The organism is uncultured Aquimarina sp. (assembly GCF_947492965.1).
Taxonomy (GTDB): Bacteria; Bacteroidota; Bacteroidia; order Flavobacteriales; family Flavobacteriaceae; genus Aquimarina.
Genome location: NZ_CANLOZ010000010.1, coordinates 24,710 through 46,567 on the forward strand (window position 1 = coordinate 24,710; position 21,858 = coordinate 46,567).

19 protein-coding genes are annotated in these 21,858 nt (G+C 33.6%); 2 read left to right on the top strand and 17 right to left on the bottom strand.

What is annotated here, in order from left to right:
• Window positions 1-4 precede the first annotated feature (4 nt).
• From Q1B37_RS20325 to mnmE, 15 genes are all read right to left on the bottom strand, one after another.
• On the bottom strand, window positions 5-4,339 hold the full coding sequence (locus Q1B37_RS20325) for a CusA/CzcA family heavy metal efflux RND transporter (protein ID WP_299901849.1): 4,335 nt from the start codon (window positions 4,337-4,339) through the stop codon (window positions 5-7).
• A gap of 117 nt (window positions 4,340-4,456) precedes the next feature.
• A complete protein-coding gene (locus Q1B37_RS20330; protein WP_270004990.1) occupies window positions 4,457-4,789 on the bottom strand; it encodes a hypothetical protein in 333 nt (110 codons plus the stop codon).
• 126 nt (window positions 4,790-4,915) lie between these two features.
• On the bottom strand, window positions 4,916-7,027 hold the full coding sequence (locus tag Q1B37_RS20335) for a Piwi domain-containing protein (RefSeq protein ID WP_106688409.1): 2,112 nt from the start codon (window positions 7,025-7,027) through the stop codon (window positions 4,916-4,918).
• Between the two features lie 37 nt (window positions 7,028-7,064).
• Window positions 7,065-8,132, bottom strand: coding sequence for a hypothetical protein (locus Q1B37_RS20340; protein ID WP_106688408.1), 1,068 nt, complete (start codon window positions 8,130-8,132; stop codon window positions 7,065-7,067).
• Between the two features lie 124 nt (window positions 8,133-8,256).
• Window positions 8,257-8,385: a hypothetical protein gene (locus Q1B37_RS20345; protein WP_255457248.1), complete on the bottom strand. Its 129-nt coding sequence runs from the start codon at window positions 8,383-8,385 to the stop codon at window positions 8,257-8,259.
• A gap of 18 nt (window positions 8,386-8,403) precedes the next feature.
• Window positions 8,404-8,952, bottom strand: a complete 549-nt coding sequence (locus Q1B37_RS20350) for a hypothetical protein (RefSeq protein WP_106688407.1) — start codon at window positions 8,950-8,952, stop codon at window positions 8,404-8,406.
• Window positions 8,949-9,269 (bottom strand): helix-turn-helix transcriptional regulator, encoded by a 321-nt coding sequence (locus Q1B37_RS20355; RefSeq protein ID WP_106688406.1) that lies wholly within the window; start codon window positions 9,267-9,269, stop codon window positions 8,949-8,951. Before Q1B37_RS20355 ends, Q1B37_RS20350 begins: the two co-directional genes overlap by 4 nt.
• Before the next feature lie 156 nt (window positions 9,270-9,425).
• Window positions 9,426-11,177 (bottom strand): DUF3987 domain-containing protein, encoded by a 1,752-nt coding sequence (locus Q1B37_RS20360; RefSeq protein ID WP_147130650.1) that lies wholly within the window; start codon window positions 11,175-11,177, stop codon window positions 9,426-9,428.
• On the bottom strand, window positions 11,174-12,082 hold the full coding sequence (locus tag Q1B37_RS20365; protein WP_147130649.1) for a BT4734/BF3469 family protein: 909 nt from the start codon (window positions 12,080-12,082) through the stop codon (window positions 11,174-11,176). The genes Q1B37_RS20360 and Q1B37_RS20365 overlap by 4 nt, the downstream gene beginning before the upstream one ends.
• On the bottom strand, window positions 12,069-12,341 hold the full coding sequence (locus Q1B37_RS20370) for a helix-turn-helix domain-containing protein (protein WP_223878837.1): 273 nt from the start codon (window positions 12,339-12,341) through the stop codon (window positions 12,069-12,071). Before Q1B37_RS20370 ends, Q1B37_RS20365 begins: the two co-directional genes overlap by 14 nt.
• 20 nt (window positions 12,342-12,361) lie before the next feature.
• Window positions 12,362-12,661, bottom strand: coding sequence for a helix-turn-helix domain-containing protein (locus Q1B37_RS20375; RefSeq protein WP_036122936.1), 300 nt, complete (start codon window positions 12,659-12,661; stop codon window positions 12,362-12,364).
• A gap of 160 nt (window positions 12,662-12,821) precedes the next feature.
• Window positions 12,822-13,769, bottom strand: a complete 948-nt coding sequence (locus Q1B37_RS20380; protein ID WP_105473072.1) for a DUF6617 family protein — start codon at window positions 13,767-13,769, stop codon at window positions 12,822-12,824.
• Complete coding sequence (locus tag Q1B37_RS20385; RefSeq protein WP_106688403.1) at window positions 13,769-14,863, bottom strand: site-specific integrase; 1,095 nt, start codon at window positions 14,861-14,863, stop codon at window positions 13,769-13,771. Before Q1B37_RS20385 ends, Q1B37_RS20380 begins: the two co-directional genes overlap by 1 nt.
• Window positions 14,864-14,870: 7 nt before the next feature.
• Window positions 14,871-15,290, bottom strand: a complete 420-nt coding sequence (locus Q1B37_RS20390; protein ID WP_223878836.1) for a helix-turn-helix domain-containing protein — start codon at window positions 15,288-15,290, stop codon at window positions 14,871-14,873.
• A 162-nt stretch (window positions 15,291-15,452) separates the two neighbouring features.
• Window positions 15,453-16,856, bottom strand: a complete 1,404-nt coding sequence (mnmE, locus tag Q1B37_RS20395; protein WP_299901885.1) for a tRNA uridine-5-carboxymethylaminomethyl(34) synthesis GTPase MnmE — start codon at window positions 16,854-16,856, stop codon at window positions 15,453-15,455.
• A 239-nt stretch (window positions 16,857-17,095) separates the two neighbouring features.
• Between mnmE and Q1B37_RS20400 the strand changes: the two genes are divergently transcribed.
• Window positions 17,096-19,525: a trypsin-like peptidase domain-containing protein gene (locus tag Q1B37_RS20400; protein ID WP_299901888.1), complete on the top strand. Its 2,430-nt coding sequence runs from the start codon at window positions 17,096-17,098 to the stop codon at window positions 19,523-19,525.
• Window positions 19,526-19,694: 169 nt separating this feature from the next.
• Window positions 19,695-20,033: a DUF4870 domain-containing protein gene (locus Q1B37_RS20405; protein ID WP_299901891.1), complete on the top strand. Its 339-nt coding sequence runs from the start codon at window positions 19,695-19,697 to the stop codon at window positions 20,031-20,033.
• Between the two features lie 66 nt (window positions 20,034-20,099).
• Here the strand turns inward: Q1B37_RS20405 and amt are convergent, their stop codons facing one another.
• Both amt and Q1B37_RS20415 read right to left on the bottom strand, forming a co-directional pair.
• Complete coding sequence (amt, locus tag Q1B37_RS20410; RefSeq protein ID WP_299901894.1) at window positions 20,100-21,401, bottom strand: ammonium transporter; 1,302 nt, start codon at window positions 21,399-21,401, stop codon at window positions 20,100-20,102.
• A 36-nt stretch (window positions 21,402-21,437) separates the two neighbouring features.
• On the bottom strand, window positions 21,438-21,776 hold the full coding sequence (locus Q1B37_RS20415; RefSeq protein WP_219010207.1) for a P-II family nitrogen regulator: 339 nt from the start codon (window positions 21,774-21,776) through the stop codon (window positions 21,438-21,440).
• Between the last annotated feature and the right edge of the window lie 82 nt (window positions 21,777-21,858).

The window sequence follows — 21,858 nt, forward strand, 5'->3', positions numbered from 1 at the left end:
TGTCTTATTGATTAAAATATTGTAATTGAAATGTGCTTTCTAAATAGTTTACTAATGCAGTCTGTGCTTCAAGTTCCGATTGAATTGCTTCTTTTATCAACTGCGTAAATGCAGTATAATCAATTTCGCCTTCTCTATATGCCAGTAATGCACCTGTTTTTTGCTCTTTTGTTAATGGTAAAACTTGGTCTTTGTAAAACTCCCAAGACGTTTTCCATTTGAAATAATTTTCTTTAGCCTGAACAAACCTTGATTGTACTTCCTGTTTTTTGAACGCTACGTTGGTTTCTGCTATTTCTTTATCAATTCTGGCACTTCTAACTTGTGCTTTGTTAGAACCTGATAAAAACGGAATTGAAATTCCTGCTTGATAGGTGTAAAATCCTGAATTGCCATTGACACGCTGTAAGCCACCTTGAAGATTGAACTTCGGTAAATTATCTGCCTTTGCAGCTTTATATTTGGCTTCTGCTTCATCTACAATGTTCTGCGACATACTGTACAATGGATGATTTTCAATACTGAACGTTTCCATATCATTCTCCATCACTACGTCAAACTCATCTGAAACTGTAAAAACTTCTTCTGATACCAACCACAAATTGAATTGTTGTAAGGCAATAAGATAATTACTATAGGCTTGCGCTTTTTTATTCTGAATTTGAAACGCTTGATTTTTTGCTGCTGAATATTCTAATTTAGAAATGGCTTCGACTTCATAATTTAAAGCTACTGCTTGTTCAAATTTGGAATAAATGGAATCCAGTTCTTTATACAAGTTATAGTTCCGTTTCATTTGATAGCATTTAGACCACGCTTTTTTTACTTCCAATTCCAGTTCCAATTCGGAAAGTTGAAAGGCTTTTTGTGCTAACTGAATGCGTTGTTCTTGTAACTTCCTTTTTGAACCAATACCAAACACATCAATATTAGATTGACCAATACCTATGGTTGTATAAATACCATTGCCACTATTAACTTCTTCTCCACCTGTAAAAATTTGAGTCGTTCCGAAATCATAGGCAGTCGCTTTTAATTGTTCTTGTTTTGTAATTTCCAACTGCTTTTGCTTCAATAATGGATAATTACTTTTTGCGAGTTTAACAGCTTCCTGTAATGAAATTTCGGGAATTGTATCATTCAACTCTTGTGCATTACTTTGTGGTGAAAAGCCAAATAGTAATAATACAACTGCTGTTGCTGTTACTAACTTTTTATTTGGCTTAAACGTAAAAGATTTGTTTTCTACCCAATGATATAAAATTGGTAAAACAAATAAGGTAAGCAAAGTTGAAGTTAATAATCCACCAATAACTACAGTTGCCAAAGGACGCTGTACTTCTGCACCAGCTGATGATGAAATAGCCATTGGTAGAAAGCCTAATACATCTGTAAAAGCAGTTAGCATAATAGGTCTGATTCTTCGTTTAGTACCTTCAACTATTCTATCCTCTAAATTGGTTACACCTTCTTCTTTTAATTCGTTGAGTCCGCTTATCATTACCAATCCATTTAATACCGCAACACCAAACAACACAATAAAACCAACACCTGCCGAAATACTAAATGGCATATCACGCAACCATAAGGCTACTACACCACCAATAGTTGCCATTGGGATGGCTATATAAATCATTAAGGTTTGAGGTAGTGATTTTAATGCAAAGTATATTAGTATAAATATGAGTAATAAGGCGATAGGAACAACGGTTTGTAATCGGTTGCTGGCACGTTCCAGATTTTCAAATGCACCACCATAGCGAATAAAATAACCCGATGGTAGTTCCAATTGTGCATCTAATTTTGATTTTATTTCAGTTACCAACGATTTTACATCTCGACCTCTGACATTGATACCTACATAGGTTCTTCTGTTGGTATTGTCTCTACTTATTTGCATTGGTCCTGCTTTGTAACTTACATCAGCTACTTCGCGAAGTGGAATCTGTGCACCAGAAGGTAAGTTGATAAACAAATTTTGCACATCTGTTATGTCTTTACGATTATGAGAACTTAACCTAACCACCAAATCAAATCGCTTTTCTCCTTCAAATATAGTACCTGCTACTCCTCCTGCAAAAGCTGATTGCACAATTTGATTTAACGTGTTTATTTGAAGTCCGTATTGTGCCAATTTATTTCTATTGTAAGTAATGGTCATTTGTGGCAATCCTTTCGTAGCTTCTGCTCGCATATCACCTATACCTTCAGTACCTGCAATAATTTTTGATATTTCCTCTGCTTTTTGAGCGAGGATGTTTATATCTTCGCCATAAAGTTTAACAGCAATATCTTCTCTAATACCTTCAAGCAACTCGTTAAAACGCATTTCAATAGGTTGGGTAAACTCATAATTAACGCCAGGAATAATTTCGACTGCCTCTTTTATTTCTTCAATGAGTTCATCTTTTGAAGACACTGTTGTCCATTCGCTTTTAGGTTTTAGGATTACAAAAATATCCGCAAAATCCATCGGCATTGGGTCTGTAGGCACTTCGGCAACACCAATACGACTAACAATTTTTTCTACTTCTGGAAATTTTGCTTTTACTATTTGCTCTATTTTAGTGGTAGTTTCAATGGTTTCAGTAAGGGAACTACCTGGTTTTAAAATAGCGTGAAATGCAATATCACCTTCATCGAGTTGCGGGATAAATTCACCACCCATTCTTGAAAACATAAAAACGGTTATCCCAAACAACACAACTGCAATACCAATTACCCATTTACCTATTCGCAAGGCTCTAACCAATATAGGTTGATATTTGTCTTCAACCCAATGTACAAATCTATCTCCATAAGATTTTTTATCATTTTTTGGTGCTCTTAACACTAAAGCAGACATCATTGGCACATAGGTTAAACACAGTACCATTGCACCAATCATAGCAAAAATAAAGGTCAATGCCATTGGTTTAAACATCTTTCCTTCAATACCTTGTAAGGCTAAAATGGGTAGAAAAACGATAAGGATAATCAACTGACCGAAAAACGCAGCGTTCATCATCTTTTTTGAAGCATTAGACGCCACTTTATCTCGCTCTTTGGATGTAAGCTGTTTCTTTTTTAGTACTTGTGATGCAATGAGAAATACTGTACTTTCTACAATAATTACAGCGCCATCAACTATAATACCGAAATCTATTGCTCCCAAACTCATTAAGTTTACCCAAACATCGAACACGTTCATTAAAATAAAAGCGAATAATAAGGATAATGGTATTGTTGAAGCAACGATTAAACCACCTCGCCAATTACCCAATAAGAAGATAAGCACAAAAATAACTATCAATGCACCTTCAATAAGATTTGTGGTTACAGTAGAAGTTGTTTCTCCAATTAATTTACTTCGGTCTAATAAGGGTTCAATAATTACACCTTCAGGTAATGACTTTTCAATTTGAGTCATTCGCTCTTTTACATTGGCAATAACATCATTGGAATTTGCACCTTTTAGCATCATCACCAATCCACCTACAACTTCACCTTCACCATCTTGGGTTAATGCACCGTAACGTATGGCAGAACCGAATTGCACAGTTGCAATATCATTAATAGTTACAGGAATATTATTAACGGTTTTTACCGTAATTTTTTTAATGTCTTCTAAACTCCGTACCAAGCCTTCTCCACGAATAAAATTAGCCTGATGGTTCTTTTCAATATATGCACCACCTGTATTTTGATTATTGGCTTCAAGTGCATTAAAGACATCTGTAATGGTCAATCCAATTGCGTTTAAATCGTTTGGGTCAACCGCGACTTCGTATTGTTTAATTTTACCGCCTATGGCGTTAACCTCAACCACACCTTCTACCATTGCCATTTGACGTTGTACAATCCAATCCTGCATTGAGCGTAAATCTGCAATGTCGTATTTGTCTTTATACTCTGGTGCTACTTTTAAGGTGTATTGATAAATTTCCCCTAATCCTGTGGAAATAGGTCCCATAGTAGGTTCTCCAAAACCAGCTGGAATTTGTTCTTTGACTTCGTTTAGTTTTTCGGCTACTAATTGACGAGGTAGATAGGTTCCCATATCATCGTCGAATACGATGGTAACAACCGATAAGCCAAAACGAGAGATTGACCTAATTTCCTTTACATCAGGCAGGTTGCTCATTGCAACTTCCACAGGGTAGGTTACAAATTGTTCAATATCTTCTGTACCTAAATTAGGTGCTTGTGTAATAACCTGTACTTGGTTATTGGTAATGTCTGGAACAGCATCGATTGGCACTTTGGTCATACTCCAAATACCTGCTCCAATTATGGTAAGCGTAAGCAAAACAATAATGAATTTGTTATTGATTGAAAAATCAATGATTTTATTAATCATAGTAAAATTTTAATTCAGTTAAACATATCATTTTGCGCTTCGCGCAAAATAAAAGCGAAGCAATGCTTTTGTTAAAAAGCATTGCGTAAGGATATAGCTATCCTTTAAAAAACTGAATTATACTTTAGGTGGCTGGAAAAGTGATTCCAAATATCTGGAAGTGAAGTTTACTTTATGTAAATTATATTGTTTTTTCTTTTCAAACTTTAGTCGATTGGTTAAAGCCAAATTATTGTTAGCTATAATTAACACTAAAGGGTGACAACATTGATTATGGGAATGGACTGGTGTATTCTCCTTATCTGGGTTATGATGATGCTCTCCATTTTTAGAATCGCCGTCAATGTAGTCTTCAACTACATAATCAAGGAAAGAGTCTCCATAAATTTTATGGTCTTGATAATGGGTAATTACATTTGAAATTTCTTTAATTGGACCACAAAAGTCCATATCTATGCTTATCCCTTGAAAAAAGAATAAAATAGACATTGATATGGAAACAAATATTTTCATATAATTTATACAAATATACAAATTATTGAATGCAATGGTGTTGCAAATAAATTGATTGGTAAATTACAAAAACCATAGAGCATCTTTAGCATCGTCTGGAACACCATTATTAAATCGTGGTGCTATTTGTGCTACCATTTCTGGGTATTTTATGGTAATAGGTACATTTTGTTGTCGAAGTGATTTCCAATACAATCTGCTAAATTGATATACCTGTGTTAATAACTCTAAAACCACGTCTGCATCTTCAAAAGCATCTTCATCTGGACTGCTTATTTTTATCTTTATTGGAAATGGATAACCGTCTGTATCAGAATAAAAACGGTCGTTTGGATAGCGTGCATTATTGAAAAGTAAAAATTTATTTAAACCTATACGAATGTATGTACCACTTACGGGCATTAATTTATCTCCCCAATTTACATCGTAAGCAATCATGTCTTCTGCTTCGGTTTTATTGATATTCAAAATATATAAAGGCACTCCTAATTTTAGTTTGTTCATCCCATCAATAATTGGTTTTAGTTCTTCATAGCTCATTTCTTTATAAAAATGAATGACTACTTTATCTGCTTGACTTACGGACGTAAAATCTCTAATTGCCTTTAATATGCTGCCTGCTAATAGTTCTGTTTCGTTTTGGTTGAAGTATTCAAAATTTCTGAATAATCCATTATTTTGAAAACTAAAAGCACTTGCTATATACCTTCTGTTTTCGCCTTGATTGGTAAATGCTCCTACACCTATAACCAATTCTTTCTTATCGGTTACTGCCAGCTTCCAAGGTGCTCCGCCTAATTTGGCGTGAATAGCTAATGCCATATTTTGTAATGAAAACTGAAAATTGTATTGGTCTTGGATGTTTACAATCATTTTTTCGTAATCCACTACTTGGGTTACAATGCCTTCATTTAAAAACAATTCTTTAATGTGGATGTAAATTTCCCTATCGTCTGGATGTGGTGTAAATTTATCGAAAGGACTGATGTAAAATGCTGCATACTTTATATTGTCGTGGTCAAACGTTAAACTTTCGAGTTTTTGAACGATTTCTGGAATTGGGTCGTTTTCATTTGTGAATTCAATAAAGTGTTCTTTTGAAGCTGTAGCCTTGATATTTACATAGGCTTCCAATCCTTTATAATAGTTTTTTGCGGTATTTACACCTTCTTTTAGATTTTGATAGAAAGACAACACAGAATCTTTATGTGAGGTATGGCAAATGAAAAAAATCTTGATATTTTGATTGTTTGGCCGTCTGTAAGGATTTAGGATATTCATTGCCTTTTTAGGCACAAGATGGGTTTTCTTATTACCATATTGGTCTTTACCAAACTCTAATAAACCCAAGTTAGGATTTATATGGTTTATTCGGTTACCAGGAACATCTATAAAAGCATCTTCCTTAAAAGGAAATAAGGCTTTAAATTCTTCTGTAAACAAATATTTTTCTGCAAATTTGGAAATAAGTGCTATATACTTTTGGTATTTGTTGGCTGGTCTTACTGGTTCTTCAATAGGTATATCTAATGCTCGTGCTAATGGTAAACTAAAAATTGGGAATGCTTGGTCAAACTGAATAGCATTGTAAAATTCTTGTTTTTCCTCTGTGTCGAGGTCCATTTGGTAATTGAACGTTTTTTGACCATATACACAACGCCTTATTAACTCTGAATCCTCTATATCCTTAACCGACGTTGTAAGGACTTTTGATGTGCCATCATACGATACAATAAGTTCTGGTAAGTCGGTTAATTTTGCAAATTGTATTTTAAATGAAAACTTGTAATATAAATTATAATGTTCTGTATTCCCTTTAAGAGAAGGCATCCACACTTGCACATCACCAACAAAGTTTTTTACAACTACATAGTCTTTTGCTTTAAAATAGTTTCTTAATTGGTGTTTAAGGTATTGCTTATATATTCTTAATTCTCTACCATCTACTAAATTGAGTTTAATACTTGATGCATCTGGTACTTCTGTTGTAAATGTTGTAAATATTTGGTCTGTGTTAGATAAGTCTGCATCTGGAAACACCTCTTTAATCTGCCTTGAAAATTTAGATTTATGTATAGGATGACTACCTTCAATATCTTCTAAAGTTAAATAAATGGTAGGCGCACTATTAGGCCATTTAAAGTTAAGTATGTTCGTTTTGAGGTGTTCTTGCATTGGTATTATAATTTTCTACATAAAATGTTCTTATATATTAAAGTTTAGCGTCAATTTTTGCTTTTATTTCTTTAAGCTCATTTATACTATCATTATCAGGACTGAAATAATTATTAAATTGTTTTTCAATATCACCTGCGTATTGTAAACTATAAACCTCAACATCCCAAATTTTCTTTCTTATTGTAGAAGCTAATTCTATTATATCGCGACTTCCTAAATCATCATAACCTACATCTCTTCTAATATCCATTGCATTTTTAATAAATGGTAATAAAAGATTATCTGAAATATGTCTAAAATCTGGGACTTCACCAGCATCTTGGATTTCCTGTAAATAACCATAATGTGCCGGATTATACTCGTTAATTAGACTTGACCAAGGATGTGATAAATAATCTTGTGGACCAAATTTTATTCTATAATCATCTACCAATCTTGCGTTAGCGTTTAGTAGTTCCATCATATCAGCAGCAATTTGTTTTTGTTTTGACACCTTATCTTCAATATGAAACGTATATTTTTTCTTTAAATCTTTAAACGCTTCATTGTAAAAATCTGATATTTCATAAAGGTTAACGAATTGCTTTTGCCAATCTTCTGCATCTTCACTAAAAAATGCTTGAAAAACCTTGAAATTAGATAAAATATCCATTTCGATAACTCTTTCAAAATTCTTATTAGTATTGAAATACATCGTATTCATTGCTGAAGGTTTATCTTTTTCTGACTTATAAAAAACCGCCATTCTTTCACCGTGCTTAACAATGTCCTTTTCTAAAGTTTTCAGATAATTAGTTAATAATAACAAGCGGTCTTTTAAATCTTGCTGTTTATCGTTAGCAGCATCTTGCCTTTCTATAATTATTTGCTCTCTCTGTTCATAAACTTGATAAAGCACAAAAAGAATTGACAGGAAAGCTAATATTCCACCAATTAATGAGCCATAGGCAGATATTATATGGTCTCTTGTATTGAAATCTACATCAAAGAGTTTCCAATTATCTGTTTCATATATAGCTTGAAAAGTAAGAAATACAATTAATGCTAACGTTAACCAAAACACCCATTTGATTATTTTTTTATAGCGAGATAGCGATTCCATAATAACTACTTTTTAGGTTTGCTATCTTTTGGTTTAAGCGAATTAGATGGTTTAGTGGTAGTTCTTCCTAAATCAATTTTGACATTTTTCGATTTACTTGAATTTTTCTGTTTTGCCATAGCGTCTATTTTTTAGGTTTTGAGTCTTTTGGTTTTAAAAAAGTAGGTGGCTTTGTAGTTGTTCTACCAGCTCCTACATTATCCCATATTGTATTAGGGTTTGATTTTGGTAAATTTTTGTCCTTGTCTTTCATAATTATTTCTTTTTAGGCTTATTGCTTAATTGAGATGTTGGTAATGGTGTCGTTCTGCCTTTTTGATTCTGCCGATTTTGTGCAGGATTTTGTTTTGTATTCGTCTTGGGTTTCTGTTGTGATGTGATTTTTTTTGCCATTGTATGCGTTTATTGATGTATATATTAATATGCAGAATAGACCTATAGCCAAAGTGTAAATTGAAGCTAAATTTAATCTGTTCATTTTTTTATTTCTCGAATTTATGCCACTAACTATCTCATCATATTCTTTTTCATCATCAATATCTTGAACTGCTTTAGTATTATTTTTACTTGCTATATAGTGCGATAATAAATTGATAAATAATGTTGTAGTTAACAGAAACCAACCAATAGAAATAATCCAAATACAAATAGCGTTTTCTAAAGGACTTATTTTGTCTATAAATGTAATAGTAAGACCTAAAGCGCCAGACGCAATTATTGTAATGTATTTCTCGAAATGGTCATCACTTTTACTCTTCTCTAACAGTAATGATAGTCGATAGTCATCCCAAGCCTTTATTTGTTTTTTAGTTTTTTTCAAAATGTTACATCTATGTTCAGTAAACTTAATTCATCAATCTTACTAATTTTTTCTTCAGCTATTTTGAGGATTTCCGTACGCTCTTTTTCATTTTTTAGCATTAGTACAATTTGTTCCGACATCCATAGCTTAATTAATTCGTTCTCGTCTTCTTTTAATGTTTTGGCAAATGCGACTACTTGTTCGCGTCTTGCCATACGATTTCCTCGTTCTATTTTACTTAAATAAGCAACGTCCATATTTAGGTTTGCAGCCATTTCTCTTAATAGCAAATTGCGTTTTTCACGCAATGAGCGTATATACTCTCCAAACTCCATAATAGAATTATTTAGACTTGTCAAATTTTGTCTAATTTAAGAAAAGGAAAGAAAGAAGTAAGAAAAAGATATTAACAGTTATCAACAAGGTAATGAGGAAGTTAAGGATTTAAGGAAGCCCTATCAATTTTATCCTTAAATCCTCAAAATCCTTAACTATGTCTTTGCAGGATTTGAATAGTTGTTGTGCGCTTCTCTATGTATTAAACCTGCTTCTACAAATTTGGTAATATAGCCTTCTGCGGTTTTATGTGGGATGCTCTGTTTTGCGGCTAAATCTAAATAATCTTGCCTGATAAATTGCTTTGGTAAACTTTCTAAAAAGCGTTCTTTTCTATTTAAACGTTTTGTTACTTTTTTCTCTATTGGTAAGCCGTTAAATACTTTACTACTGTGTTTTACTAAAATTGAAATTATGGTTAATGCGTTTTCAAAATCTACATCCTCACATTCTTTAGTTGCATTTACATCACCATCTTCCATAATTCGGAATGCTGTGAATAGCATCATTATCCTAAACGCAATTAAGCCTAATCGCCTTATTGTTGCGATGTACTCTTCAGGTTGTAGGTTGATGTATTTGGTCTGTAAGGATTCAAAAAAGGTATTGAATTGCTGTTGTTGAGTTGTGGTTAATCGTATTTCAATCTCTGGATTGTTTTTTAGCGTTTTGTACAATTCTAAAAACTCACTACCTAATTGGTTATAGTAATCATCTAAACCTACTTTATTGCTATTTTGAAACACGTTTTTCCAAGTTGGTTTTATATTCATATAGTAAAACATAAAACGACTAAACAAACCATTTTCTGCGTTGGGTATTAAGGTTGCCACTTGTTTAGGTGTGCCTGATAATACTGTTGACAAACACGGTTTCTCAATATCTACATATTCTCTATCTGTTCTGCGATAATAGCTTATAGTTTCGTGATGAAAGGCTTTACGAAAACCATCGGAATAATTACCATAATCGCTTTTAAAGGCTTGTGCTAACGTATCGCCTTCGGTTTCAAAAATTAACCCTCTGCCTTTATTATCAGAAATTAATTGATATACGCCTGTTACACTATTGTTGGCAGGAATAAACAGCATTCTTTCTGGTGGTTTACTTGGTTTTTCCAAGTTTTCATCTTTACCCTTGTTCATATTATAAGTTGCCATTTCTGTATTAAATTGTTGCTTTAGAACTTTGGCTTGCTCACGTTTTAACTTGTGAACAGGTTCTACCAAATTTTTAATTTGATTAAGCCTGCCTTTACCTGCAGATGCAGGTGCAGTTACAAAAAGATATAAATTAGCAAACACCTTACGTTGGTCGTAGATACCAAAGAGTTTAGGAAAGCAGGCACTAAAAGCCGTTAAAGCTCCTAACAACAAAATGTCCTTTTCCTCTTGACTGCTCGCTGGATTTACAACTTGTTGTAAAAACTGCGGTAAGGTATTAAATACCTCATCCGGTATTGTTGGCATTGCTTGGTTGGGTGTATCAACAATAGTTGCAACGTTTGTTGCAACTTCGTTGTTGTACTGTTGTTTGGTCGGTTTGATACCTGATTGATGTGCGTTATGGTAAAAGGTAGCAATAGTAATTCCGTGTCCTTTTGCATTTAAGCATTTGTTGAATTGTTCATCACATTCTTTTGAATCATAGCCCGCATAGTTTTTGCTTATTCGGTGGAAATAATCTCTTCCTGTTTCTCCATATTCTTCAGCTAAAGCAAAACCTAAATCTCTCCAAGTTGCATAGTTTCCTGTTATGTCCAAACCTGATTGCTCGATTGCTGAAATGTAGGATTCAATGTCGTTATCAGCAACAGCAACAACATTAGTTGTTGCCGTGTTGCTTTTTGGTTGAGGTTGCTCTTTAGGAACTTCTAACCAATCTTTTGGGTTAAATATTTTTGTCATAATGCTTGATGTCTTTTATGTAGAAAGGCTGTTGGGTCATATGGTAAAAAACACGCTCTGGAAACGTCTTTACCTGACTGGTCAACCTCAATGTTATAATTGTGTTTAATGTAATTTGCTACTGCTGTGAAATATTCTGAATGTGATACTTCTGAAACATCTATTCTAATAATCCATTTTAAACCATCACCAGATGGTGATATGAATAGCATTTCGGTTTCAAAATATTCATCATTTAAGAGTTGTGTTCTTAACTCTTGTAAATTCTCTAAATGGTCAAAATCAATCGTTAATAGATTAGAATGCTTTAGCAAATTGTTATCACTTCGTTTTTCAAATGTTCCTGAAAGTGTTACGTAATCAAAGCGATTTGCTTTGAATTTACGTGCTTCTTTTACATTGGTAATTGCTCTTAATTCTTCAGTAATCCTTTTGTATTTATCACTTGTGATTAATGCAAATATTTGATGCAGTCGCAATGTTTCCGCAGGAAATACATTACGAACAGGTGCTTTGAAAAAGCTACAGTAAGCATACCAGGTATCGTCTGGTTCGTTTAACCATTCTAACTCGTCATTTTCTTTGATTTCTAAATTCAGATGTACTGCTTCATTTATTTTCTGCAATAAATCAGCTTCATCAATAGTTTTAAAATGATATTTGGCAAATTCAAATACATCACCGTTAAAGGTTTTTAGTTCGGTATCTCTATGGGTTGCAATCACTCCATCAATATGAATCCGTAAAGTTTCTTTTCCACCATTAAATGGGTTACGAGTTATCCCGCAGTCCCTTCCTTTTACGGAAAGGACTGTTGTATCAGGATAATACTGTCTTAACACATAGGCATAAATCTTTAAGCCATAATGTGTTTTGTCTAAAATTGCTTCTCTACTTATTTCCATCTTGCTTGAAATTATGGTTGTAGTAGTTATCTTGAAGCAATTGCTCTATGTCAGCAACTCTATAGTAAAATTTACCTTTTACTTTGCTGTAAGGCAAAGTGCCATTGGTTCTTAAAGTTTGCAACGTACGCTTACTAATATGTAAAGTCTGCAATACATCTTGATTGTCTATCCACGTATCCTTTAATACTTCTGCTCTCGATTGTCGCAACAATTCGATACGTGCTTTTAAGTCCTTGATATCTTGCGAGAGTGCCAAGATTAAATCGATTATTTCAGTCATAACTTCACCGCTCCTTTCTTAATTAGGTAATCGGCAGCTTGCTGTTCGATTTCATCTTGTGAATCAACACGGTTACTTAATAACCATTCTTCTAATTCGACTCTGTTAAAATAAATTTTCTTTCCATTCGGTTTATAATGTGGAATGGTTCCTGTACTTGTAAGTTTGTATAAATGGGATTGTGATAATTCCAAAAACTTACACGCTTCGTTGAAGCTCAATACGTTTTTTACAATAATGTTTCTGTCTAAAACGTGCTGTTCAATAATTTTGAGACGTTCTAATATTTCGTCCATAACTAATAAAATTTTAGTTTATAGTAAATGGACATCTGGCCAAATGTCATTCTTGGTTTTCAAGAACAGGACAAAGGTTCAAAATTGGCTTCTCGATTTTAGTAAGAGTGTAAAACAAGGGTAAGACAACAGTAAGGTTTCTTACTATTCTTACTGTTTTTTATTGCAGTTGTTGGATAATTTTATCTATTTCTTCCTTTTCTTTTGGGTTATGAACTTTGTTTTTGTGAAGATTATTAGCCTTTAATAGCGTACCTGTTTTGGTAACAAATTTTCCAGAACGTTCTATTGCCGTAGGATTGAAATAAATAAAAAATGGTTTAAGTTTTGTTACAAGGTAACTAAACTGTGTCGTCTCGCATTGAAGATAAATTTGCGATTCTGTATTTGTGAAATCTTTTGCTAATAAGAGTTCGTGCAACTGTTCTACAGTTGTACGGTTATCTAACAAATCTATTTTTAGATTTACCAGTTTGAGCACAGTTAGCAAAGTTGAAGTGTCATTACTTTTATATCCGAAAGAAGTCTTTGGTTTTGCTTTCGTTTTTGATGTTTTTTTGGTAGCAACTTTTTTAGTGGTGCTCTTTTCTATCACATTAACATCAAAAGTTTCATCATTAAAGTATTTTTCTGCAATTTCTGAAATAGAAAATGTTGTGTTTTCTGAAAACTGACCGTATTGCTCTTGTAGTTCAGCATACAATCTTATAGCAGACACTTTTAAGTAGTTTATGATATAATTATCATCATTATTTAAATCTGCTGTTATTCCTCTCTTATTGATATAAGTTGCAATGTCATTTAAGTACTTATCAAATTTATTAAGTAGAATAGTATAGCTATATTTATTTTCCGGTGTAGTTGCATTTACGGGAAATTCTTTTGAAAATGATGCTACTGTATTTTCTGTTTCAATAAAGATTAGCTTTTGGTAGTATTCTTTTTTCGCATTTAAAGGCTTTTTAAAGTTTACTTTAAAAACTGCATTATTGGCTTTTGGATTCAATTTAAAATCAGACAGTAGGTATTTAAAATCCTTTTTTTGTCTATTATCTCTATGTAAGCCATTGGTTATAGAAACCAAACTTGAAAATACACTTCCTTTCATTATAAATCCAGTTGAATACGGTTAGCAGCTTCTTTCTTTTTATCGTCAATTACTTTAGCATATATCTGTGTAGTGCGTAACTCTTTATGACCTAATAATTTTGATACTGTATATATGTCTGTACCCAATGTTAATTGTAAGGTAGCGTAGGTATGGCGCGCGCAATGGAAGGTTATATTTTTAGTAATACCTGCTTTCATCATCCATTGTTGTAGCTTTAAGTTAGACCAGGCACTATAATGTAAGCCATCAAACACTTTATCATCTGGATTACCTTTTTCTCCTAATAGATTTCTTGCTTGGTCTGATATTGGTAAGGTTTCTACACCTTTAGTTTTCTTTTGTCTAAATCGGATATAATATCCCATTTCTTTAGAGTGCTGGATTTCTGACCATATTAGTTTTTCAATATCTGACCAACGTAATCCGGTTAAAGCTGAAAAAATAAAAGCATTTTTTAAAATAGGTAGTTCACATTCTGTATTAACTGCCTTTTGTAATTCATCAAGCGTTAAAAATTCTCGTTGAGGTTCGCCTTGTTTAAAGTATTCAACACCATTTGCAGGATTTACTTTTAATATACCATCCTTTACAGCCTGTTTTAATGCTGCTGAAAATTTCCCGAAATATGAATATTTTGAATTTTGAGACAATTGCTTACCTGCTCTACCTATTGCATCTTTATCTAAATACTCTTTGAAACGCTCAACAAATGATTTGTCTATATCTTGAAAACTAACATCAGTTGGACAAAACTTTTTTAAATGTTTTAGCATACTATTCCAATTACCATAATTGCCAGAGCTTGTATTTTTCTTTTCTGCTAAAGCTGTGATGTAAGTAATAAAACTGCCTTTTAGCTTTTCAATATCTTGAAAACCATAAATACCATTTTGAATTTCTATTTGTCGCTGTGCACATATAGTTTCAGCCAATTGTTTGGTTTTCTTATTAACTTCTCTTTCAGTTTTGGTTTTAGGATTAGGTGTAAGGTATAAGCGTAAGTATTCTGTTTTACGTTTGCCTTTATGATAGTAATCTAAATACAGACTTATTTTGTAGTTCTTCTTGCGTTGTCTTAATGTTACTTTCATAATGGAATTAATTAAAGAGGTTTTCTATTTGCCATCTTGCCACAATACGCTTTCTACCAAAAGGAACTACTTTTAAACGTCCTTGTTGAATCATTCTTTGAATGGTCCATCTACTCACGCCAATAAGTTGTGAGGCTTCTGTTACGCTTAAAAAATCTTTGTTATTTACAGCATTAGGATTGTGAACTTCAACAACTTGTTTTTGCTGTTGCATATCTTTAGTAAGAGTAGCTTGGATTTTTTCTTGACGTTTGCGTGCCTTATAGGCTCTTTTTGCACAAGTATCGCCACAGTATTTAGTAACTGTTGTACGTGCTGTGAAGGCATTACCGCAATGCTTACAAGTTTTAGGAATGAATAAATTACTGCTCATAAATGGTGCTTTATGTAGCGTAATGGTGCAACGTGGTGCGTTATGGTGCATCATTTCGCCTTTATTTTGCCAACAGATTTGGGCAACAAATCCATATTTAAGGCAACAGATATACAACAAATTTAATCAAAAAAGAGTAAATAAGCAACAAATAAAAGAAGATAAAACACTATAAAATCAACAATAACAAGGGATTAACAAATAAAAGAAAGTAAGTTACTTCCCGATACAGAAATTAGCAAAAATGTTTCCTAGCAAATCATCAGAGGTGATTTCTCCAGTAATTTCTCCAAAATGATATAAAGCCTGGCGAATGTCGATAGCCATTAGATCTCCAGAAAGTCCAGTATCCAATCCATATTGTACTTTTTGTATTTCCTCTAATGCTTTTAATAAAGCATCATAATGTCGGGTATTCGTGACTATTGTTTCATTATTGCGTAGAGCTCCTGTATTTACAAAATCTAATAATTGGTTTTGTAATTCTTCAACTCCTGTCCCAGATTTTGCAGATAATAATTGTAAAGTAACACCTTCTACTTGTGATAGTTCATTGGTTAATACTTCAAGAGATTTGGTATCAACTTTATCAATTTTATTCGCAACTATAATTAGTGGTTTTTGAGGGTATTTATTCTTAATTTTTTCAATTTCAACAATAAAAGTTTTACCCGAAACCAGAAATTTATCCGCTTCTAGTAAATAGATCACTACCTGTGCTTGTTCTATTTTTTCAAAGGTTTTTTGGATACCAATACTTTCTACAACATCTTCTGTTTCTCTAATTCCTGCTGTATCGATAAAACGAAAGCTAACTCCTCCGATGTTAATTTCATCTTCGATAGTATCTCTTGTAGTACCTGCAATATCAGATACAATAGCTCTTTCTTCATTTAGCAATGCGTTCAATAAGGTAGACTTACCTACATTAGGTTCTCCAACGATTGCTGTTGGGATTCCATTTTTGATCACATTTCCGACAGCAAATGAATCTATCAGTCGTTTTAGGACATTGGTAATTCTAGATATCAAATCCTTAAACTGACTACGATCAGCGAACTCTACATCTTCTTCCGAAAAATCTAATTCAAGCTCTATAAGAGAGGCAAAATTCATCAATTCTTCACGAAGTTTTTTGATTTCATTAGAAAATCCACCTCGCATTTGTTGCATGGCAATTTGGTGCGAAGCTTCTGAATCAGAAGCGATAAGATCCGCCACGGCTTCTGCTTGCGAAAGATCTAATTTTCCATTTAAAAAAGAACGTAAAGTAAACTCACCAGCATCAGCCATTCTACATCCACTACGTAATAATAATTGAATGATTTCTTGTTGGATGTAAGTAGATCCATGACATGAAATTTCTACCGTAGGTTCTCCAGTGTATGAATTAGTGTCTTTAAATAGTGATACTAATACTTCATCCAAAACACGACCATTGTCTACGATATGACCTAAATGAATCGTATGGGTTTTTTGAGCAGCCAAATCTTTTCCTTTAATAGATTTAAATAAAGGGTTACAGATTTTTATGGCGTCTTTTCCCGAGATTCTAATTACAGAGATGGCACCTGCTCCCGATGGTGTAGCTAATGCCACAATAGTATCTTGTGTAATCATACATTTCAAAATCAAAATACAAAAATAGACATATTATCACGGTAGCATTCTATTTTTAAGTTGAAACTTTTTTGCAGAGAGGATTTAGTTCCTTACATTTAAGGCTTAGGGGTTGAAATTTTTATAATTTCAGTAAAAAATAAAAGGAAATAATATGGAATGCAGCTTAAGGTCTAACTAACCGAAAGCGAGAGATTTAGTAACTAAATTTAATTTCTATATACTAAACTTTTATTTTTATGAATTTTCACAGCACAAACTCAATTAGCAGAAGCAAGCTGCTAATCAAACACAAATTATCTACTGTCATATGCGCAGTAATTATGCTAATTCCTTTTGTCAATTTTGCACAAACGCAGAATTTAGCTAGACATGAAACACCATATAATCTGACTCTAAAATCAGACGACATCTCAGGTAAAAGTGGATCTAATACAATAACAGAAAATGTTTCGGAAAAGGGAGCAACTTGGCTTCGTTTATTCTTTAAGGATGTAAATCTTGGTAAGAATAGTACCATAACTATCACCTCAAAATTAGACGGCGCTACCCAAGTGTTAAACTCACAAACAATTAAGGATTGGAAAAATTCAAGTGCATATTTTAATGGTGACGAAGTAACGGTAACTTTAACAATTGCACCTAATGATGCTACAGCTAATATCAACATTTATGAGTTAAGTGTTGGGGAATTGGATCCGACTGTTAAATCTCAATGTGGATCCGCAGATGATCGTATCGACTCTACTGATGATGCGATTGGAAGAATTGTACCTATCGGTTGTACTGGATGGATCATCACCAATGGGAAATTTGTAACTGCTGGGCATTGTTTAACCAGTAGATCTGAAATTATCGAATTTAATGTACCTAAATCTAATCCTGATAGAACGATAGTACATCCTGGACCTGAGGATCAATATCCAATAGGTAATTTTGTTTCTCCATATATTAATAGTCCTAGTCAAGCTAATGACTGGGGTGTTTTTGAAGCAAGTGCCAATTCTCAGACTGGTTTAACACCTTTACAAGCACAAGGAAAATCGTTCAATGTAGTACAGGATGCTCCTGGAAACACAATTAGAATTACTGGATTTGGTACCGATACAGGAATCGATAACCAAACACAGCAAACACATTCAGGACCATTAGCTAGTGTAACTAATACATTCGTACGTTATAGAGCAGATACTACTGGAGGTAACTCTGGGAGTCCAATCATAGATGAAGCCACTGGTAATGCAGTTGGAGTTCATGCCTATGGAGGTTGTACAAGCTCTGGAGGTTCTAACTCTGGAGAAAGAGCAACCATTCCTGCTTTTTGGGATGCTATGGGACTAGGAACACCTCCGCCACCACCAAATGAAGATTGTACAGGAGATATTTCTTCATTCCCATATTCAGAAAGTTTTGAAGGATCGATAGGAGCGTGGTCACAATCTTCAAGTGATGATATTAACTGGACAGTAAACTCTGGAGGAACACCTTCTAACGGAACTGGACCGAGTGGAGCAGTTGACGGTTCTTCATATATATATGTAGAAGCTTCAGGAAATGGAACAGGATATCCATCTAAACAAGCAATTCTTAATTCTCCTTGTTTAGATTTTAATGGAGTTTCTTCTCCAACACTAAGCTTTCAGTATCATATGGTTGGTAATGCTGTAGGATCATTAAATTTAGAAGCAAGAACAAATAATTCAGGTAACTGGACTAGTGTATTCAGTAGATCTGGTTCACAAGGATCTAACTGGAATGAAGCTAGTATTGATCTTTCTGCTTATGCAGGAAATTCTAGTGTACAGTTACGATTAAATGTAGTTACAGGAACTAGCTGGCAAGGAGATATTACTATTGATGATTTAAGTATCACAAATGGTTCAACTCCACCGCCTCCAACATGTGATGCAATCGACTTTAATGATTTTACAATCACAGGTTTCTCAAATCAAGATGCAGCTGGAAATTACTCAATTACCAATGGAGGAGCATCAATATCTATGCAAAATAATACTTGGAAATATATTGCATTGAATTATACCGTAACTGCTAACACCGTTATTGAATTTGATTTTAGCAGTTCAAGTCAGGGAGAAATTCATGGAATAGGATTCGAGGATGATAATGCATTAACATCTAGTCGATATTTTAAAGTTCATGGAACCCAGAATTATGGAGTGACTAACTTTGATAATTATTCTGGAGGAACAACTACATATACGATACCTGTAGGAAACTTCTATACAGGTACAATGGATAGATTAGTATTTATTAACGATAATGATGCTGGTAGTGGTAACACATCAGTATTTTCTAACGTTAAGATTTACGAAGGATCTTGTGGTCAATCGGCTAGTGCAGAAAGTTTAGTTGCAGAATTAGCATCTACAGAGGCAATCTTAGGTGATGAACCAGAAGGAATTTTTGCAGATGTTCGCATTTCACCAAACCCTGCAACGAATAACTTCTCTATACATCTAGATTCTTATGTTAAAGATGCAAAAGCGACTATATTCTCTATTTTGGGTCGTAGACAAGCAGTTATCGAATTAAAATCAGGAGTTAATAACATTTCTGCCAAAAACTTCTCAATGTCGCAAGGTATTTATTTGATAAGAATAGAAAGTGACGGAGAATCAACCACACAAAAACTAATCATCAATCAATAAAAAGATATAGAATTAAATTTAGTTATATATAAAGGAAGCATCCCAATTAGGGATGCTTTTTTTGTGATCACAAATATGTAACATTTTTAAAGTTTTTGCGTCATATAAGTAAAGAGTGCTAATTTTATTAGCAATCAAAACTATCATCAACCGAAAAACATAAATAATCATGAGACAAGACAAATCATTATTAGTAATTACCCATTTATCACAGTTATTAGACTTAGTAACTGGATTTGGAGGGTTTATAGTTCCTTTAATACTTTGGTTAACCCAAAGAGAGCAGGTATTGGCAATGGATAATCATGGAAAATCCATTATGAATTTTCAAATAAGTATGTTTATCTATGCGATTGTGTGTATTCCATTAATATTACTATTTGGACTAGGAATACTTGGTTTGATATTAATAGGAATTCTATGTGTCGTATTTCCAATTATCAATGCTATAAAAGCAAGCAATGGAGAAGAACCTTCATATCCATTATCGATGGAGATTATAAAATAAACTAAACAAAAAGGAGTGCTGTAAATACAACACTCCTTTTATTACTTTTAATGTTTTGCTAACTATTTAGCTATCACTTCCGTAAACACTTACACCGTGTTCGTGAACATCTAATCCATCAATTTCTTCTTTTTCAGAAACACGAAGTCCAATCGTTTTCTTCAATATAATTAATACGATAAAACTTGTTACTACAGCCCATCCTATGTATGCTAATGTACCGATAGTTTGACTTGCTAAAAGTCCAGCTCCACCACCGTAGAATAAACCACCTTCTTTTGCAAATAAACCGATCAATACAGTTCCTAAGAAACCACAAGTTCCATGAACTGAAATTGCTCCCACTGGATCATCTATCTTAAGTACTTTATCAAGTAATTCGATAGAGAACACAACAGCGATACCACATATTAAACCGATCCACAGTGCACCGAATTGACTTACTGCACCACATCCTGCTGTAATACCAACTAATCCTGCTAATGCTCCATTTAATGTCATTGAAACATCTGGTTTTCCATATTTGATCCAAGTAAGGAACAAAGCAGCAACAGCACCAACGGCAGCGGCTATATTTGTATTAATAAGAACACTACCAGCAGCAATAGTATCATCACCACCCCATGCTAATTGTGATCCACCGTTAAATCCGAACCATCCTAACCAAAGGATAAGAACCCCAAGAGCACCAAATAACATATTGTGTCCAGGAATCACGTTTACTTTTCCATTTTCATATTTACCAATACGTGGTCCAACCAATTTTGCAGCTACTAATGCAGCACCACCACCAACAGCATGCACTACAGAAGATCCTGCAAAGTCAACAAAGTTTGGAAGTCCCATACTTTTCTCTAATGTGTTTAACCAAGCACTGTCGTCAAAAGGCCAATACCAGCTACCCGAAATTGGATAAATGATTGCTGTAAGCACAAAAGAAAATATTAAATACGTTGAAAATTTAGTACGTCCAGCGATTGCTCCCGAAACAATAGTTGCAGCAGTTGCGCAGAATACCGTTTGGAAAAATAGATTATACCAATCGTCAGCATGAAAAAATGCATATCCTTGATCTGCAGAACTCCATCTGAAAAAACCACCAGCAATTACTTTGTCTCCATACATAATTGCATAACCGATTGCCCAGAACATTATAGAACCGATAGAAAGGTCCATAATATTTTTCATAACGATATTTACAGCATTTTTACTTCTGGTAAAACCTACTTCTACCAAGGTAAATCCTGCCTGCATAAAGAAAACTAGGATCGCAGAAAGCGTGATCCATAAAGCACCCATGTCCCCGTTGATTCCTTCCACGGCCGCTTTTACTGCTTCTTGTACGTCTGGTTGTTGTATATAACTCATAAAATTTAGTTTTAGTTGATCTTTGTTGTATTAAGATTATGATAAGGTAATCCCCCCTTTTTCTGATGTACGAATTCTATAGGCTTCTTTTATATCTGAAACAAATATTTTTCCATCACCAACTTCACCTGTTTTAGCAGCTTCTAAAATAGCAGCAATAGCTACTTCTTCGAAGTCATCGTTTACAACGATCGATAAATAACGTCTTTGGATATCAGTAGTACTGTAAGAGATACCACGGTATACACTCCCTTTTTTCTCATTACCTACACCCGTTACATCCCAATAAGAAAAGAACGTAATGCCTTTTTCGTGAAGTGCTTCTTTAACCACACGATATTTTGATCTTCTGATGATTGCTTCTATTTTCTTCATAAAGACTAAAAAGTTAAAATTAATGTTAAATCTCTGTCAAAAATATGTGAATTACTTTTTAGCCTCAAAATTTATAAGGGTA

Bases quoted from the DNA above. Each gene is read 5' to 3' on its own strand.
- Q1B37_RS20385 (WP_106688403.1), bottom strand. From the start codon at position 14,863: ATGAAAGTAACATTAAGACAACGCAAGAAGAACTACAAAATAAGTCTG.
- Q1B37_RS20360 (WP_147130650.1), bottom strand. From the start codon at position 11,177: ATGACAAAAATATTTAACCCAAAAGATTGGTTAGAAGTTCCTAAAGAG.
- Q1B37_RS20345 (WP_255457248.1), bottom strand. From the start codon at position 8,385: ATGAAAGACAAGGACAAAAATTTACCAAAATCAAACCCTAATACAATA.
- amt (WP_299901894.1), bottom strand. From the start codon at position 21,401: ATGAGTTATATACAACAACCAGACGTACAAGAAGCAGTAAAAGCGGCC.
- Q1B37_RS20415 (WP_219010207.1), bottom strand. From the start codon at position 21,776: ATGAAGAAAATAGAAGCAATCATCAGAAGATCAAAATATCGTGTGGTT.
- Q1B37_RS20375 (WP_036122936.1), bottom strand. From the start codon at position 12,661: ATGGACGAAATATTAGAACGTCTCAAAATTATTGAACAGCACGTTTTA.
- mnmE (WP_299901885.1), bottom strand. From the start codon at position 16,856: ATGATTACACAAGATACTATTGTGGCATTAGCTACACCATCGGGAGCA.
- Q1B37_RS20405 (WP_299901891.1), top strand. From the start codon at position 19,695: ATGAGACAAGACAAATCATTATTAGTAATTACCCATTTATCACAGTTA.
- Q1B37_RS20390 (WP_223878836.1), bottom strand. From the start codon at position 15,290: ATGATGCACCATAACGCACCACGTTGCACCATTACGCTACATAAAGCA.
- Q1B37_RS20340 (WP_106688408.1), bottom strand. From the start codon at position 8,132: ATGGAATCGCTATCTCGCTATAAAAAAATAATCAAATGGGTGTTTTGG.
- Q1B37_RS20335 (WP_106688409.1), bottom strand. From the start codon at position 7,027: ATGCAAGAACACCTCAAAACGAACATACTTAACTTTAAATGGCCTAAT.
- Q1B37_RS20355 (WP_106688406.1), bottom strand. From the start codon at position 9,269: ATGGAGTTTGGAGAGTATATACGCTCATTGCGTGAAAAACGCAATTTG.
- Q1B37_RS20365 (WP_147130649.1), bottom strand. From the start codon at position 12,082: ATGGAAATAAGTAGAGAAGCAATTTTAGACAAAACACATTATGGCTTA.
- Q1B37_RS20325 (WP_299901849.1), bottom strand. From the start codon at position 4,339: ATGATTAATAAAATCATTGATTTTTCAATCAATAACAAATTCATTATT.
- Q1B37_RS20330 (WP_270004990.1), bottom strand. From the start codon at position 4,789: ATGGACTTTTGTGGTCCAATTAAAGAAATTTCAAATGTAATTACCCAT.
- Q1B37_RS20400 (WP_299901888.1), top strand. From the start codon at position 17,096: ATGAATTTTCACAGCACAAACTCAATTAGCAGAAGCAAGCTGCTAATC.
- Q1B37_RS20380 (WP_105473072.1), bottom strand. From the start codon at position 13,769: ATGAAAGGAAGTGTATTTTCAAGTTTGGTTTCTATAACCAATGGCTTA.